At 75.6% G+C, this 15,272-nt stretch carries 16 protein-coding genes; 10 read left to right on the top strand and 6 right to left on the bottom strand.

All coding sequences use genetic code 11. From position 1 onward, the window contains the following. Positions 1-106 precede the first annotated feature (106 nt). Entirely contained in the window at positions 107-1,672 is a 1,566-nt protein-coding gene (locus ACH4UM_RS38720) for a hypothetical protein (protein ID WP_398190412.1), read from the bottom strand. A gap of 201 nt (positions 1,673-1,873) precedes the next feature. Between ACH4UM_RS38720 and ACH4UM_RS38725 the strand changes: the two genes are divergently transcribed. Next, on the top strand, positions 1,874-2,359 hold the full coding sequence (locus tag ACH4UM_RS38725) for an MSMEG_6728 family protein (protein WP_398190415.1): 486 nt from the start codon (positions 1,874-1,876) through the stop codon (positions 2,357-2,359). Between the two features lie 93 nt (positions 2,360-2,452). Here ACH4UM_RS38725 and ACH4UM_RS38730 read toward each other — a convergent pair whose 3' ends face one another. After that, positions 2,453-2,875 (bottom strand): GNAT family N-acetyltransferase, encoded by a 423-nt coding sequence (locus ACH4UM_RS38730; RefSeq protein ID WP_398190418.1) that lies wholly within the window; start codon positions 2,873-2,875, stop codon positions 2,453-2,455. A gap of 252 nt (positions 2,876-3,127) precedes the next feature. Between ACH4UM_RS38730 and ACH4UM_RS38735 the strand changes: the two genes are divergently transcribed. Continuing rightward, entirely contained in the window at positions 3,128-4,174 is a 1,047-nt protein-coding gene (locus tag ACH4UM_RS38735) for a YihY/virulence factor BrkB family protein (RefSeq protein WP_398190421.1), read from the top strand. Between the two features lie 12 nt (positions 4,175-4,186). On the opposite strand, the gene ACH4UM_RS38740 is transcribed toward ACH4UM_RS38735, so the two are convergent. The 4 genes from ACH4UM_RS38740 to ACH4UM_RS38755 form a co-directional block, all read right to left on the bottom strand. Further along, positions 4,187-5,131: a hypothetical protein gene (locus tag ACH4UM_RS38740; protein ID WP_398190424.1), complete on the bottom strand. Its 945-nt coding sequence runs from the start codon at positions 5,129-5,131 to the stop codon at positions 4,187-4,189. A gap of 84 nt (positions 5,132-5,215) precedes the next feature. Next, positions 5,216-6,100, bottom strand: coding sequence for a universal stress protein (locus ACH4UM_RS38745; RefSeq protein ID WP_398190427.1), 885 nt, complete (start codon positions 6,098-6,100; stop codon positions 5,216-5,218). 57 nt (positions 6,101-6,157) lie between these two features. Beyond that, positions 6,158-6,742, bottom strand: coding sequence for a hypothetical protein (locus tag ACH4UM_RS38750; RefSeq protein ID WP_398190430.1), 585 nt, complete (start codon positions 6,740-6,742; stop codon positions 6,158-6,160). A 193-nt stretch (positions 6,743-6,935) separates the two neighbouring features. Next, a complete protein-coding gene (locus ACH4UM_RS38755; protein WP_398190433.1) occupies positions 6,936-7,976 on the bottom strand; it encodes a CBS domain-containing protein in 1,041 nt (346 codons plus the stop codon). Positions 7,977-8,149: 173 nt separating this feature from the next. Here ACH4UM_RS38755 and ACH4UM_RS38760 point away from each other — a divergent pair, with 173 nt between their 5' ends. Genes ACH4UM_RS38760 through ACH4UM_RS38795 form a run of 8 tightly spaced genes read left to right on the top strand, consistent with a single transcriptional unit; the run spans position 8,150 to position 15,234 of the window. After that, a complete protein-coding gene (locus ACH4UM_RS38760) occupies positions 8,150-8,587 on the top strand; it encodes a hypothetical protein (protein WP_398190436.1) in 438 nt (145 codons plus the stop codon). Beyond that, positions 8,584-9,507: a hypothetical protein gene (locus ACH4UM_RS38765; RefSeq protein WP_398190439.1), complete on the top strand. Its 924-nt coding sequence runs from the start codon at positions 8,584-8,586 to the stop codon at positions 9,505-9,507. The genes ACH4UM_RS38760 and ACH4UM_RS38765 overlap by 4 nt, the downstream gene beginning before the upstream one ends. Then, positions 9,494-10,927, top strand: coding sequence for a V-type ATPase 116kDa subunit family protein (locus tag ACH4UM_RS38770; RefSeq protein WP_398190441.1), 1,434 nt, complete (start codon positions 9,494-9,496; stop codon positions 10,925-10,927). Before ACH4UM_RS38765 ends, ACH4UM_RS38770 begins: the two co-directional genes overlap by 14 nt. Beyond that, complete coding sequence (locus ACH4UM_RS38775; RefSeq protein ID WP_398190444.1) at positions 10,912-11,322, top strand: ATP synthase subunit C; 411 nt, start codon at positions 10,912-10,914, stop codon at positions 11,320-11,322. The genes ACH4UM_RS38770 and ACH4UM_RS38775 overlap by 16 nt, the downstream gene beginning before the upstream one ends. A gap of 3 nt (positions 11,323-11,325) precedes the next feature. Beyond that, entirely contained in the window at positions 11,326-11,553 is a 228-nt protein-coding gene (locus ACH4UM_RS38780) for a hypothetical protein (protein ID WP_398190447.1), read from the top strand. Further along, positions 11,541-12,062 carry a hypothetical protein gene (locus ACH4UM_RS38785; protein WP_398190449.1) on the top strand — a complete coding sequence of 174 codons (522 nt, stop codon included), beginning with the start codon at positions 11,541-11,543 and terminating at the stop codon, positions 12,060-12,062. The genes ACH4UM_RS38780 and ACH4UM_RS38785 overlap by 13 nt, the downstream gene beginning before the upstream one ends. Next, positions 12,059-13,783 carry a V-type ATP synthase subunit A gene (locus tag ACH4UM_RS38790; RefSeq protein ID WP_398190451.1) on the top strand — a complete coding sequence of 575 codons (1,725 nt, stop codon included), beginning with the start codon at positions 12,059-12,061 and terminating at the stop codon, positions 13,781-13,783. Before ACH4UM_RS38785 ends, ACH4UM_RS38790 begins: the two co-directional genes overlap by 4 nt. After that, positions 13,780-15,234, top strand: coding sequence for a V-type ATP synthase subunit B (locus ACH4UM_RS38795; RefSeq protein ID WP_398190453.1), 1,455 nt, complete (start codon positions 13,780-13,782; stop codon positions 15,232-15,234). Before ACH4UM_RS38790 ends, ACH4UM_RS38795 begins: the two co-directional genes overlap by 4 nt. Positions 15,235-15,272 lie beyond the last annotated feature (38 nt).

Here is a 15,272-nt window from a genome sequence, read left to right on the forward strand (position 1 = left end):
TAGATGCCCAGGTTCCCGATGATCCGGGTGATCGGATCCCAGGACATGTCCACGATCTGCGCCGGCTTGCGCTCCCCGGCACGGGACTCGGTTGCGGTCATCTGGCTTACTGCCCCTCGCTGTGCGTGTGCTGTGGGTCGGTGTGGTCTCGGAGCGGTTCGAGCTCTTCGGGCCGGAAATAGTGGAACCGGCCGTACCAGGTGTGCAGTTCGGACGCGGGGTCGTCGTCGAGGGCGACGGCGAGGTGCACGCTGCCGTCCACGTCGTGGAAGACACCCGCGACCTGGGCCGTCCGTCCGGCCAGGAACATGTCCTGGGCGTCCGCGCCCCGGCCCCGCGGGCGCAGCCGGACGCGGCTGCCGCCGCCCACGTGCACGCCGTCGACGAGCACCGTGTCGGTCGCCGGGGACAGCCCGTCGTCGCCGCCCTCCTGCCACCAGGCGGCCCGCTCGGCGGCGGGGCCGCCAGGGCCGGCCGGTGGCCCGGGGGCCGCCGGCACCGCGGGAGCGGCCGGGGACAGGGAGCGGATGACGCCGTGCAGCCGGGCGAAGACCTCGGGGGGCATGGTGTCGACCCGGTCCAGGATCTGGGCGGCGCGCGGATCGGTGGCGCGTGCCTCGCGCTTCTCCTCGTCGGTCAGGAGCATCGTCCGCAGCGTCAGGATCTCGTCGATCTCCGCGGCGTCGTGCAGATCGCCCGGGCTCTCGGGGGCGACCTGGGGATGGTCGGGAAGGATGATCGGCGACGAGAGCAGGACGTCCGCGGTGCCTGCGGTGGCCCCCGCGACCCCGCTGTCCCCGGTCCGCTCGCGGCCGGCGGGCGGATCGCCCCCGAGGACGGGGAAGGTGAACGCGTTGCGGCACTCGCGTACGTGCTCCACGAACTCCGCGGGCGGGTCGGTCAGCGAGACGAACTCGACTCCCGCGCCGCCCACGAGGGTGTGCGTGGCGATGAGCGCCTGGCGCAGCGCCTCGTCCCGCGGAGCCCCCGGATCCGCTGCCCGGCCCGTGTTCTCGGTGCGGACGCGGAGCCGGACGAGGCCGTCCGTGAGCCGTTCGGCCCCGAGGGTGGTGCTCGCACGGATCTCCTCGCGCCGCCGTACCAAGCGCCCGGCGCCCGAGGGCAGCCGCTCGGTCCCGGTACCGGCCGCCGCCCCCACCGGGGCGGTGTGCTCCCGGCGGAGCAGGTCGTCGAGTGCGACGACGAGTCCGGCCTCGCGCGGCACCGCCTCGTCGAAGGTCAGATGCGTCGCGCCGTCGTCCGTACCGAGCGACTCGACCGCGCGGTACCGGCCGTCCGGGCCGGCCTCCTCCACCTGCTTGTGCTGCATTTGCAGGTAGCGCACCTTCACCCGTACGACGGCGTCGGGCCGCCGGACGCGGAGCAGGCACTCGGTCCGCTGGAACCAGGAGTCGGCCGAGCCGGACAGGCCCACGGCCACGGGGGCGTCGCGTTCCACCCAGTTCCGGGGCAGCAGCACCCCGAACTGCCACCGGACCCGGTTCTTCGCCGACGAACGGCGGTACGGGTAGAGCAGGTAGCCCTCGTAGAGCACCGCGTCGGCCACCGCGCCCAGCCGATCGAGGGCCTGCCGGGCACGACCGGCGGTCACGGCCCCGTCGTCCACGGCGGCAGCACGGAAAGGGCCACCCTCGACCACAGCATCGGGCATCCGGCCTCCTCGGACTCGCACGTGCGCCATTCCTTCCACCACCCACGCACCGCTCACGCGCCCTGCGCCCCTCCGGCCCAGTGCGTTGGGCCGTCCAGCGCAAAGGCGAACGCGGGCGGGCGGCAGGGCGCGCCAGGCGCGAGACTGTCCGGGAGGGGGGTCCACCCGTCACCTTCGACCTCGCCCCCCCCGGACGGCTCCATGCAGACCTTCCTGCCCTATCCCGACTTCACCGAGTCCGCGCGGGTGCTCGACCGCCGGCGACTGGGCAAACAGCGGGTCGAGGCACTGCAGGTGCTGCGGGGTCTGACGGTCCCCGGCTACGGCTGGCGCCGGCATCCGGCGGTGCGCATGTGGGCCGGCTACGAGGAAGCGCTGGTGCGCTACGGACTGGACGTGTGCCGCGTCTGGCGGGAGTACGGCCATCAGGACAGCTGTGCGGCCACGCTCGTCGCCGATCTCGCCGCCGTCCGCCCCGGCACCCGGGTGCGCTCCCAGCCGGATCTGGCCGCCGCCGGCGAGCTGCCGCCCTGGCTCGGCAGCGAGACCCTGCACCGCAGCCACCGGTCGGCACTGGTGCGCAAGGATCCGGACACCTACGCCCCGCTGTTCCCCGGGGTGCCGGACGACCTGCCGTACATATGGCCCTCGTCGGACCGCGCGTCGGGCACCTCCGAGCGGCGGTGACCGATGCGCAGGCGTCCGAGCGGCCGGGTCCGGGCGCCGGCCGGCCCAGCTCGTCGGGCAGGGAGCGGGCCGGGGGGCCGGTGAGGGACGGCCTCAGGAAGCCGTGTTCAGCAGGATCCAGGTGTCGTCCGGCAGACCCGCGGGGGCAGGAGGAGGTACCGGGCGGGTTTCTTCGTGCCAGGCGGAGCCCACGGCGGCCCCGGCGATGCCACGCCAGAATCGGGCGGCGCCCGTGTTGGCCTCCTGGAAGGCGATCGCCCAGGCGCCGGGCCGGGAAAACAGCAGCTGGAGCGCGGCCTGCCGGCCGACCCCGCGCCTGCGCAGCGCCCGTACGACGAAGAACGCGGAGATCGAGGTCGCACCCCCGGACATCGAACGGGTCAGGACGAAGCCGCCCGGCGCCCCGCCGTACTGGATCAACAGCGCCCCCCGCCCCGTCTCCTCGAAGAACCGTGGCAAGCTGCTGAACCCGAACTTCCCGTCGGCCGTAGGGAGATGGCCGAGAAACTCCGACATGTCGTGACGGTACAACTGGGCCAACCGCTCGATGACGGGCCGCAGATCGGCGGACGCGGGACGAAGAGTGACCGGCGCGGAATCGGTGATCGAGCCCATCCGCGCATTCTCGCACGACTTGCCGTCCGTGCGGGCCGGCCCGGGCATCCTGCACGAAGGGCTTCGAGGCGGTGCAGCCCGGCCGGCCGGGCCGCGGGCCGGCCCAGGCATGGAACCGCCTGGCCAGGGCACCGGGATGGGGTGGCGTCCGGCATGGGCGGACCCACGGCCGACGGGGTGGGAGAGCGCATGGGAGTGCTGGCCCGGCTTGATGGTTACCAACGGCGGCACCGCTGGGCGGGCCTGCCGCTGGCCGTGGTGTACAAGTTCTACGACGACCAGGCCGCCTACCTGGCCGCGCTGCTGACGTACTACGGCTTCCTGTCGCTGTTCCCGCTGATGCTCTTCCTGGTCGCGGTGCTCAGCGCAGTCCTGCACAGCAGCCCCCGTCTGCAGCACACGGTGCTGAACTCGGCCCTGAGCGAGTTCCCGGTGATCGGCGACCAGGTCGGCCACAACATCCACTCCTTCCACGGCAGCGGCATCGCGGTCGCGGTCGGTGTGGCCGGCAGCGTGTACGGCGCGCTCGGTGTGGCGCAGGCCGCGCAGTACGCCCTGAACAAGATCTTCGCGGTGCCGCGGCACGCCCGCCCCGACCCGCTGCGCTCACGGCTGAAGGGGCTGAAGTTCCTGTCGCTGCTCGGCGCCGGCCTGTGTGTCACCACGGCCCTGTCCGCCGCCGCGGAGTCGGCCGCGGGTCTCTTCGGCGCCCGCCCGGCCCTCGGCGTACGTGTCCTCGCCGCGGTCCTGGCCGTCCTGCTGAACGCGGGACTCCTCCTGGTCAGCTACCGCCTCCTGACCCGGCGCCGGCTGCCGCTGCGTCTGATGTACGGCACGGCGCTGGGCGGGGCGTGCGCCTGGCAGGTGCTGTTGTGGGGTGGCACGTACTACGTCGGACATGTGCTGCGGGGCACCACGGCGACGTACGGCCTGTTCGGCATCGTGCTCGGCCTGCTGGCCTGGATCTACCTCGGCGCGCTGGTGTACCTCCTCACGGCGGAGATCAGCGCGGTGCGGTGCATGCGGCTCTGGCCGCGAAGCCTGCTGAGCCCGTTCACCGACCGCGTCCACCTCAGCCCGGGTGACCGGCGGGCCTACCGGTCCTACGCGGCCACGGAGTCCTTCAAGGGCTTCGAGAAGATCACCGTGCACTTCGACCCGCCCCCGCACGCGGACAGGGGCGAGAAGCCGGAGGCGTGAGCCCCGTGGCACTCAGCGCCGTCTCCCCGCATCGTCCTCCTCCGCCGCCAGGCGTTCGGCGCGCGCCGCGGCGGTCTCCGCGCGGCGCCCGGCCTCGCGCACGGCGCGCTCGGCGGTGCGCATCCGGTCCCGCGCCTGCTTCTCGGCGGTGTGCGCCTCGCGGTGCTCGCCCTCGACACGCTCCAGCTCCCGCGTCAGCTCCCCGACGCGTTCCCGCAACCGGCCCGCCCGCTTTCCGGCCGCGTCCGCCGCGCTCCGGGCCGTTCGTGCCTCGCGCTCGCGGGCGGCGAGCTCCCGCCCGGCGTCCCGCGCCTCCTCACGGGCCCGGGTGAGCCGTCCGCGGCGCTCCGCATCGGCCCTGCCGCCGCGGCGGGCAGCGGACGCAGGCGGCTTCGCGGCGGATGCGGACGGCTTCCCGGTGGGCGCCGGGCGCTTCCCGGCGGGCGGGGCGGAAGGCCGGTTCCCCGCGGCGCCCTCGGCGGTGCCGGGGAACCCGGTGGCCGGCTCGAAGGGTCTGACCAGCCGCCCGGCCGCCCACTCCCGCGCGGCCGCGGGGTCGGCGAGGACGGCGTGCAGGGTGTTCGCCACCTCACGCCGGGCGGCCTCGCCGATCGGGTGGCCGGCCTCCGCCGTCAGCTGCCCGGCCTGCCGGGACAGCGCGCTGACCAGCACGCGCTGTCGGCGGCCGAGCTCGCGCAGTTGCGCCCCGTCCAAGTCGCGGTGCGCCCGGCGCAGTCCCTCGCCGAGCCGGAGCAGCGGCTCGATCTCCTCCGGCCGTTCGCGCACGAGCAGGTTCGCGGCCCAGGCCGCGAGGCTGGGGCGGCGCAGCGCACCGATCCGCCGCGCGAGAGCCCGGTCCCCGGCCCCGCGGGCCGCGGCCGCGCGGGCGTCCCGTACGGCGGTGAACTCCTCCGGCCGCAGCCCGTACAGCTCGTCGGCGACAGCGTCCAGGTCCACGAGCACGAACATCTCACAGCACACCGGCCGCCGCCCGGCCGCCGAGGTGTCCGGCCGGGGAGGCGCCGGCGGCGGCCGCGCCGGCTACCGAGTGGGCGTGTGCGGCACGGTGAAGACCGGGCAGCGGGCCTGGTGCAGTACGCCCTGGGTGACGGAGCCCAGCAGCATGCTGGTGAAGCCGCCGTGCCCCCGTGTGCCCACGACCAGGCCGAGGGCGTGCTCGGCGGCCTCCGTGAGGACCTCCAGCGGGTGCCCCTGCACGACCTCGTGCTGCAGTTCCACCTCGGGATGCCGGTCACCGCGCCCCGCCACCGTCTCCGACAGCAGCCGCCGGCACTCCTCCATGGCCGAGTGCTCGTCGAAGATCCGCAGCATCGGCGGCGCCCAGACGTAGAGCGCCCGTACCATCGCGCCGCGCAGGGAGGCCTCCTCGACCGCGAGGTCGATGGCGGCGGCGGAGTGCGGACTGCCGTCGACGCCGACCACGAAGTACGGCGGCTGCTGGGTGACGTGCTCCGGCCCGGGGATCACCACCACCGGGCAGGAAGCGTGCGCGACCAGCGGCAGCGCGACAGCGGCGGAGGTGAACAGCTCCTGGGTCGCGCTCAGGTGCCAGGACCCCACCACGACCGCCGTGGCATGCTGGGACTGCTCGCGCAGCACCCACGCCGGGTTCCCCTCGGCCAGCAGTGCGGACGTCTCCACCCGCGGGTGCCGCGACTCGACGAAGGCGACCGCGTCCTTGAGGACCTGCTCACCGGCCAGGTGCAGCTCCGTCTTCCAGTGCTCCCAGGAGGGAAGCCCTCCGTGCGGCCGGTACCCGGGGGTCGGCACACCCTGCGCGTGGACGAGCAGCAGCGGCAGCCCGCGCCGGTCCGCCTCGTCGGCCGCCCAGGCAAGGGCCATACGCTTGGTCGGGTCGGGGTCGACACCGAGCACAATCGGTTTGCGGCCATCGGTCTGCGTCATCTGCATCTCCCGAACTGGAACGGGCCCGAAGGCTCCGGAACTTTCGGCCGCGCCGGATCAGCGTGCCGTACGGCCCCACTGCGGCCCCACCTTCTGCCACTCCGTGTCCCACGCGCGGGCGCGGCGCCGGTCGAGCGCGGCACGAACCGCGTAGTACCCGCCGGCCGCGGCTCCCGTGACGGCGCAGGACGCCACCACGCCGGTGGCGGCCGCCTGGGTCGTGGTCTGCGCGGGAGTCGGCGGCTGGACCGTGACCCGGTTGTGCGGGTCCACCCAGACGACGATCCGGTCGCCCGACTTCAGCGAGGGCTCGACCAGGGTGCGGTCCTCGTGCCGGGTGCCGTCCGGCGTCGTCCACCGGACCGTGCCCATGACCCGGTCGTCCGTGGTGCCCAGGCGGACGCTGCCGCCCGGCTGCTCCTCGCGGACGAGGACGGCGGTGGCCGGGTGCCGTTCCGCGCGTTGCCGGGTGAGGGAGTCGGCGGTCGCGTGCGCGCCGGCCACCCCGGCGACGGGGCCGCCCACCGCGATGACGACCCAGGTGGCCAGCAGCACCCAGCCTTCGACCAGGTCCTCGCGGCGGCGCATCGGGTTGTGCCGCAGACGCCACAGCGGATGCCGGGTGGGTTCCTTCGCGGTCATCGTCCTCACCTCCGGCTGTCAGTTCCACCCTCACTCGGGGGGCTTCCGGGCGGCAGGGCCGTTGGGGTACCGCTTGACGTCCTGCGCAGGCCATCCGGCCCAGGTGCCGCCGAGGTCTCCCGGTGGCTCGGGCACCTGCGTGGCTCCGGACGTCCCGGACGCCCAGGACGCTCCTCCGCGGCTCAGGCAGTGCTCAAGCCGACGTGAGGTGGTCGCGTACCTCCACCACGTCGTCCATGGCCCGGACCTCCGCCACCAGCCGGGCGGCGGCGGCACTGGGCATCCGGCCGCGCAGATCCACCACACCGCCGCGGACGTCGACCTCCACCCCGTCGGCCGTGGCCGGGCCGCCGACTTGTGCCGTCAGGCGGCGGACCTCCTTACGGATGCCGGCGTCGTCCCGGACGAGCGCGTGCAGCAGGGCGTTGCGGTGCACCGTCCCCACCAGGTGTCCCTCGTGGTCCGTGACCGGCACCCTCTTCAGCCGCGACAGCGCCAGCAGCCACGCCGCCTCGGCCACGGACGTCCCGGGCAGCACCGTGATCGCCGGGCTCGTCATGAGCGTTTCGGCCGAGTCACCGTGGGCCTTCTCCAGCAGCCTGCGCTCCCGGATGCGCCGCAGGGGACCGGGCCGTTCCTCCGTTGCCTCGACGGCCGCCTTCGCCAGCAGATCGGACTCCGACACCACCCCGACGACCCGGTCGTCGGCGTCCACCACCGCCACGGACCCCGCATGCTCACGCGCCAGGACCCGCGCGACGTCCTGGAACGGCAGCTCCCAGCCGACGGACGGTGCGGGCACCTGCATCACGTCACGAACCTCCAGGGGGCTGGACGTCCCGGTCGTCCCGGTCGCCCCGGCCTTCGCGGGAGCGGGTCCGGCGGCCGCCGGGACCGGCGGGCGGACCCCGGCCCCGGCCCCGGCCCCGGCCCCGGGCGCAGGCCCGGCCCCGGCCTCCGGTTCGGCCCCGGCCCGGGTTCCGCCCCCGGCCGCGGGCCTGGAACCGGTCCCGGCCGTCGCGCCGGAGTGGGTCCCTCCCGGCCGGCCGGGGGTTTCGGCCCGAGCCCGGTCCGCCGGGCCCCGGGCGGCGGCATGCCGGGTGGACACCGCCGACATCGCGCTCAGATAGCGCAGCAGCATCTCCTCGTGCATTGCCTCCGACGCCCTCGGCGGCCCCTTGGGGACGTCACGACGAGCCTCCGTTCCGGCGGAGTACGTCTCTCGTTCGTTCACGCCAGCCTCCAGTCGTAGCTGTGGCAGCCACCCCCACGCCCCACCGTCCGCCGCCCGCGGACCGTGGCCTAGGGCCGGACGGCCCACGGACTGAGGCGCCCCGGCCCCTCTGCGGAGGACAGGGCAGGGGCGGAGGCTGAGACTGGAGAACAAGTCCACGGGAGAAGACGGTGTTGCGATTCCGCGATTTCCTCGCACGCTTCCGTCCCGCCGGCACGGCTGGAGCCGCCGCCGCGGGAGTCCCCGCCGACCGCGGTGCCCAGCGGGCGGCGGAACTGCAGCCGCTCTTCGACCTCCTCGATCCCGCGCAGGACCGGGCCGCCGCCATCCGGCAGCAGGCCGAGCGCGAGGCCGGGCGGATACGGCAGGAGGCCGGGCGGCAGGCCGACGAGATCGTCGCCGGGGCCCTCGCCCGGCGCGCAGAGGTCCATGAGGCCGGCTTCGCCGCCGGGCGCGGCGCCGTCACGGAGCAGGCGGACGAGATCCGCCGCGCGGGCCGGTCGGCGGCACACCGCCTGCGCCGACGGGCCGAGAGCCGTATGCCCGCCCTGGTGGACCTCGTCGTCCAGGACGCCATGCGCGACCTGAACGGCACCGGGGGACCCGAGTGAGCACGGGCTGGGTGGCGGGTGCGATCCGAGCCCGCGCCCTGGCGTCCCGTTGCGTGGGGGCCGAGGGAGCCCGGGACCTGGCCCGCAGCGGGGATCTCGACGAGGCGCTGCGCCGCCTGGCGGCCACGCCGTACCACGCCCGGCTGCGCGGCACGGCCGGGCTGTCCCAGGCGCAGCGGGCCGTGTCGCAGACCCTCCTGTGGCATCTGCGGGTGCTCGCCGGGTGGCTGCCCCGCGACGGCGTACGAATGCTGCGGCCGCTCGCCGCGGGCTTCGAGACGGCCAACGTCGCCGGCAGGTTCCGTACGGAACGCGGGTCGGCGCCCCCGGCCGCCTACGAACTGGGGGCACTGGCAACCGCCTCGCGCGCCCTCGCCCGGGCGGCCGCTCCGGGCGAGCTCCGGGCGGCGCTCGCGGCCTCCTCCTGGGGCGACCCCGGGGACGAGACAGCCGGCTCCGTGCTGACCACCATGCGGCTGACGGCCGCTCAGCGCACCGCCACGGCCGTACCCGCGGCCCGCCGCTGGGCCGCGGGCCGCGCCGCTCTCGTCACCGCCCGGGAGCGTTACGTGCACCGACGCCGGCTGGGCGAGACCGCCCGGCGCGCCGCCGCCGCCGTGCTGGGCGCCCGCGCCCTGGAGGCGTCCGGCTACGAGGACTTCCGCCGCGCGCTGCCGTCCGCGGCCCGCTGGGCCGTCACGGACGTCGACACCCCCACGGACCTCTGGCGGGCCGAGACACACTGGTGGCACACGCTGGGGACGGACGGCCGCGGCATGATGCACACGGCCCGGCACGACGCCACCGCCGTGGTCGGCGCCGTCGCCGTGCTGTCCGCGGACTGCTGGGCGGTGCGCGCGGCCCTGGCGGTCGCCGAGCGCGGGGGCGCGCGAGAGGGGGTGCCCGGTGCCCTGGTCTGAGGCCCTGCTGCCGGTCAGGATGCGCCGGGTGGTCCTCGTGGCGCCGCGCACAGGGCTGCGGGCGGCCCTGGTGCGGGTGGCCGACGAGGGCTGCATGGAACCGGACCTCGCGGAGGGCGTCGAACCGGGGCCCGCCGCGCACCGCCTCCAGGCGGCGGGCGGCCACCCGGGCCCGCCCCTGCTGGCCTCGGATCCACCCCTTGCGGACGAGGACGGCCCGGGACCGGCCGCGGCGCTCCTCAAGGGGGAGGCGGAGCTGGAGGAGCGCGCACGCAGCGCCGTGACAACGGGCGGGATCGCGGCACTGGCCGGCTGGTGTCCGGCCGGCGCGGTCGCCCCTCTGGCCCGGCGCCTGCAGGGTGCCGGTGCAGCCCTGGTCCCCGTACGCCGCCCGCGCGGCGTCGATCCCCCCACACTCCTGCGCGAGGCCCGCGACCCCCGCCGTGCCTCGTTCACACCGCTCGTGTCCGCGTACGGCACCGTGCCGTACGCGGATGCCGACCCGTCCTGGCCGGCCGGGATCGCCTACGTCGTGATGTTCGGGATCATGTTCGGCGACGTCGGTCACGGCGCCCTGCTGGTACTGCTCGGACTGCTGCTGTGGCGCCGGACGCCGCGCCGCCTGGCCGCCGTCCGCCCGGCCTGGCCCTTCCTCATGGGCGCCGGGACCTGCGCCGTCCTGATGGGCTTCGCCTACGGGGAGTTCTTCGGAGGCACCGATGTGCTGCCGGCGCTGTGGCTGCGGCCGCTGCAGCAGCCGGAGCGGCTCCTGGTCGCCGCGGTGGGATTCGGCGCCCTGATGCTGGCGCTGGCGCGCGGCGCGGGCGCCGTGAACCGGTGGCGTGAGCACGGCCCCTCGGGAGCCCTGTACGCGGCGACGGGCTGCGCCGGCCTCGCCCTCTATCTCGGTCTTGCCCTCGCCGCGGCGGCCCTGGCCACGCACCGCGCCGCCCTCGCGGCGGCGGGCGGCTGCCTCGCCGCGCTCGGACTGGCACTGACGGCGACCGGCGTCTTCCGCACCACGGGCGGCGGCCCCGAAGGGGGCACCGAGACGGCGGTGCGCCTGTTCGACGTGGTCGTACGGGTCGGTACCAACACCGTCTCCTTCGCACGGCTGGCCGCCTTCGGCCTCACACACGCCGCTCTGGCCGACCTCGTGTGGCGCGGCACCGCGGGCCTCGCCGGGCACGGCGGCGCCGGACTCGCCGGCGCCTGCGTCCTGTTCGCCGTGGGCACGGCCGCGTCGTTCGCCCTGGAGGCGCTGGTGGCCGGTGTGCAGGCGCTGCGCCTGGAGTACTACGAGATCTTCTCCCAGCTCTTCGAGTCCCAGGGCCGGCCCTTCCGCCCTTGGCACGTCCCCCTGGCCGACCCCGTCCGGGGCGCCGCCGATCCGGAGGTGACCGCATGCTCGCGTGGCTGATCGTCCTGCCTCTCCTCGTCGCCGTCTTCGCGGCCGTACGACTCCTCGCGCGCCGACGGCCCGGGCACGCCCTGAGGTGGGTGCTGGCCGCGAACGCCGTACTGCTCGCGGGCGCCGTCCTCCTCGTGCTGACCGCGCTGTCCGCACCGGCCGGTGCCGCCGCCGTCAGCGGGTCCGCCGGACCCAACGGCGCCGCCCTCATCGGCGCCGCCATCGCCGTGGCCGGAGCGTCGATCGGCGCCGCCATCGCCGTGGCGTACACCGGCGCGGCGGCCCTGGCGGCGCTGAGCGAGCGGCCGGAGCTGTTCGGCCGGGCCATGGTCATCGTCGGCCTCGCCGAGGGCATCGCCGTCTACGGCCTGGTCGTCGCGATCCTGCTGCTGGCGAAGGCATAGGAGATGGCTACCGTGGCCGCCATCGGCGAACGGGTGAGGGTGCGCGGACTCGCCCTCGCCGGAGTGGACGTGCACGAGGCCGAGGATCCGCGGCAGGCGCGGGCCGCCTGGAGCGCGCTGCCCGCGGACGTCGAACTGGTCGTCGTCACACCACGGGCCGCGCGGGCGCTGGGCGAGCGCGGTGGCGAGGGCGGACCCCTGACGGTGGTGCTGCCGGTATGGCCGGACTGAGCGCCCGCGCGGGCGAGGCGCTGGAACCGGTCCGCGCGGCGCTGCTCACCGGGGCCCGTGAGGCAGAGGCCGCCGCGCTCGCCCAGGCCCGTGCGGACGCCGCGGCGACGCTGGCCGCGGCCCGCGGCCGGGCCGCCGAGGTGGAGGCGCGGGCGCACGAGGCGGGCCGCCGGGAGGGCATCGCGTCCGCGGCCCGGGAAGTCGTCCGCGCCCGGCGCGACGCCGCGCAGGACGAACTGCGGGCCCGCCAGGAGGTCTTCGAGGAGTTCTGCCACCGCGCCGCCGAGGGCGTCCGGGCCGCGGCCGCGCAACGGCGGGACGAGACACGGCAGGCACTGACGCGGCGGGCCCGCCAGGTGCTCGGCCCGCAGGCCACGGTCACCCCCGGGGACGACGGGGGGATCGTCGCCGAGGTACCGGGACGTCGGCTGGACCTGTCCCTCACCGCTCTCGCCGAGCGCGCCCTGGAGCGCTTCGGGGCCCGGGTGGAGGAGCTGTGGACGCCATGACGGCCGGCTCGGGCGGGACCTCCACGGTGATCCGGGTGTCCGGACCCCTGGTCCAGTTCGGATACGTGCCCGGAACCGCCATGCACGACCTGGTCCTGCTGGGGCAGTCCGGGCTGCCCGCCGAGGTCGTCGCCATCAAGGGCGGCCTGGTAACCGCCCAGGCCTACGCGTACACGGGGGGCCTGGCTCCCGGACAGCCCGCCCACCCCCAGGGCCGTCCGCTCACCGTGCGCCTGGGACCCGGGCTGCTCGGCGGCGTCTTCGACGGCCTGCTGCGGCCGCTCGCCGCCGCCGGCGACCGGCTCGTCGGCACCTCGTTCGTCCAGGACGCCGGCGACCCCCGCACCTGGCCCTACGTCCCCCGGGTCGCGGAGGGGGACCGGGTCGGGCAGGGCGACGTCCTCGGCGACGTGGCGGCCGGGCCCGGGCTGCGGGTCCTGGCCCCCTGTTCCGGCACCGTCGCACAGGTCGCGCCCGGCGGCCGGTACCGGGAGGAGGACGTGGTGGCCGTGGTGGCGGGCGAGGCCGTACGACTGGGCACCCGCTCCGGGGTGCGCAGACCGCGACCGGTGCGCGAACGGCTCGCGGCCCGCACCCCGCTGATCACCGGGCAGCGCACCATCGACCTGCTGTTCCCGGTGGCGCGCGGCAGCACCGTCGCCGTTCCCGGCGGATTCGGCACCGGCAAGACCATGCTGTTGCAGCAGATCGCCAAGTGGTGCCACGCCGATGTGATCGTGTACGTCGGCTGCGGGGAACGCGGCAACGAGATGGCCGAGGTCATCGCCGAACTGTCCCGGCTGGAGGACCCGCGTACGGGCGGTCTGCTGGCCGACCGCACCGTGATCATCGCCAACACCTCGGACATGCCGATGATGGCCCGCGAGGCCAGTGTGCACACCGCCGCCACGGTGGCGGAGTACCTGCGCGACATGGGGCTGGACGTGGTGGTGATCGCCGACTCCACGTCCCGCTGGGCCGAGGCGCTGCGCGAGTTCGCCGCACGGATGGGCGAACTGCCCGCCGAGGAGGGCTACCCGGCCGGGCTCGCCTCACGACTGGCGGCCTTCTACGAGCGGGCGGGAGCGGTACGGACCCTCGGCGGAGCGACCGGATCGGTCACGCTGCTCGGCGCCGTCTCGCCGCCCGGTGGCGACTTCACCGAGCCCGTCACGGCCCACACCGAGCGCTTCGTGCGATGCCTGTGGGCGCTGGACCGCGACCTGGCCTACGCCCGGCACTATCCGGCGGTGTCCTGGGCGGAATCCTTCTCGCGGGACGCCGCCGTCCTCGCCCGCGGCCCAGCCGGGCAGGCCGACCCGGATTGGGCCGGGCGGCGCGAACGCATCGCCCGGCTGCTGGCGGAGGCCGACCGGCTCGCCGACCTCGTCGAGCTCGTCGGCATCACGGCACTGCCCCCCGCGGAGCGGATGAGCGTGCTCGGCGGGCGGCTGGTCCGGGAAGGACTGCTCCAGCAGAGCGCGCTGTCACGGTCGGACGCCTACTGCTCCCCGGCCAAGGCGGCCGCACTCGCCGACGCCGTGCTGACGGTGGCCGAGCAGTGCACCCGGACAGCGGACACCGCGCCCCGCGCCGACGCGGTGGAGGAGGTCGACTTCACGCCGCTGCTGCGCGTGCGCGAGGAGGTCGGCCCGGGCGAGACGGCGGGAATCGACGCCGCGCGGGACACCGTGCTGGCCCGGCTGCGGGAGGTGGCGTGACCGGGGTCGAGTACACCGCCGTACGCGAACTGCGCGGGCCGCTGATGGTGATCGAAGGGGTCACGGGGGTCGGCTGGGACGAGTTCGCCGTCATCCGGATGGCGAGCGGCGAGCGGCGGCACGGGCTCGTGCTGGAGGTCGACCGGGACCTGGCGGTCGTGCAGGCCCTGGAGGGCACCGCCGGGATGGACCCGGGGTGCATCCGGGTCGCGTTCACCGGATCCCCGATGCGCATCCCCGTCGGACCCGGCTGGCTGGGCCGCACCTGCAACGGCCGCGGCGAACCGGTCGACGGAGGACCGCCCGTGTTCGGCGCGGGGACGGCCGAGGTGGCCGGCGCGCCGATCAACCCGGTCCGGCGCGAGCCACCGTCCGAACCCGTGCTCACGGGGGTCGGCGCGATCGACGTGCTCACCACACTGGTGCGGGGGCAGAAGCTGCCGGTGTTCTCGTCGGCCGGCCTGCCGCACCTGGAGCTGGCCGTGCAGATCGCCGCCCAGGCCTCCTGCGGCGGCGCACCCTTCAGCGTGGTGTTCGCGGGCATGGGACTCACCCACGCCGACGCCCTGTCGGTGCGCGACGGCCTCGGGGAGCGCGCCGCGGCGGGGGAACTGGTGCTGTTCCTCAACACCGCCGACGACCCGGTGATCGAACGGCTCCTCACGCCCCGCCTCGCGCTCACCGTGGCCGAGCACCTCGCCTTCGCCGGAGGCCGGCACGTCCTGGTCGTGATGTGCGACATGACCGCCTACGCGGAGGCACTGCGCGAGGTCTCCGCCGCGCGCGGCGAGATCCCCGCGCGGCGGGCCTACCCCGGTTACACCTACAGCGACTTCGCCTCGTTGTACGAGCGGTGCGGCAGGATCCGGGGCCTGCCCGGCTCCGTCACCGTGCTGCCGGTGCTGACCATGCCCGCCGGGGACATCACCCACCCCGTACCCGACCTGACCGGGTACATCACCGAGGGGCAGATCGTCCTGTCGCCGGCCGTCCACGCCGGTGGGGTGTTCCCGCCGGTGGACCCGTTGTCGTCGCTGTCCCGGCTGCTGCGGTCGGGCGCCGGAGCCGGCCGCACCCGGGAGGACCATCCCGCGGTCGCCGCCCAGCTCATCGCCTCACTGGCGCGTGCCCGGCAGGTGCGCGAACTGGCCGACCTGATCGGAGAGGCGGCGCTCAGCGGCACCGACCGCCGCCACCTGGAGATGGAGCAGGCCTTCCTGCGCGACTTCGTCGCCCAGCGGCCGGACGAGAACCGCCCGCTGACCGAGGCGCTCGACCGGGCCTGGCAGGTCCTGCTGCGCCTGCCCCCGGGCCAGCTCGGCATGCTCCCGGCGGACCTGCTGCGCGACCACCTGGAACCCGGGCCGCCGCCGACGCGGGACACCACCCCCCGCACCGGCGCGCCGGACGCCGGAGCCCCGGGACCGGCAGGGAAGGAGGCGGCCCGGTGACGGACCGGCGGACGCCGGATGCGGAAAGGGTGACTCAC

The sequence above is a fragment of the Streptomyces sp. NPDC020801 genome (assembly GCF_044334385.1).
Lineage (GTDB): Bacteria > Actinomycetota > Actinomycetes > Streptomycetales > Streptomycetaceae > Streptomyces.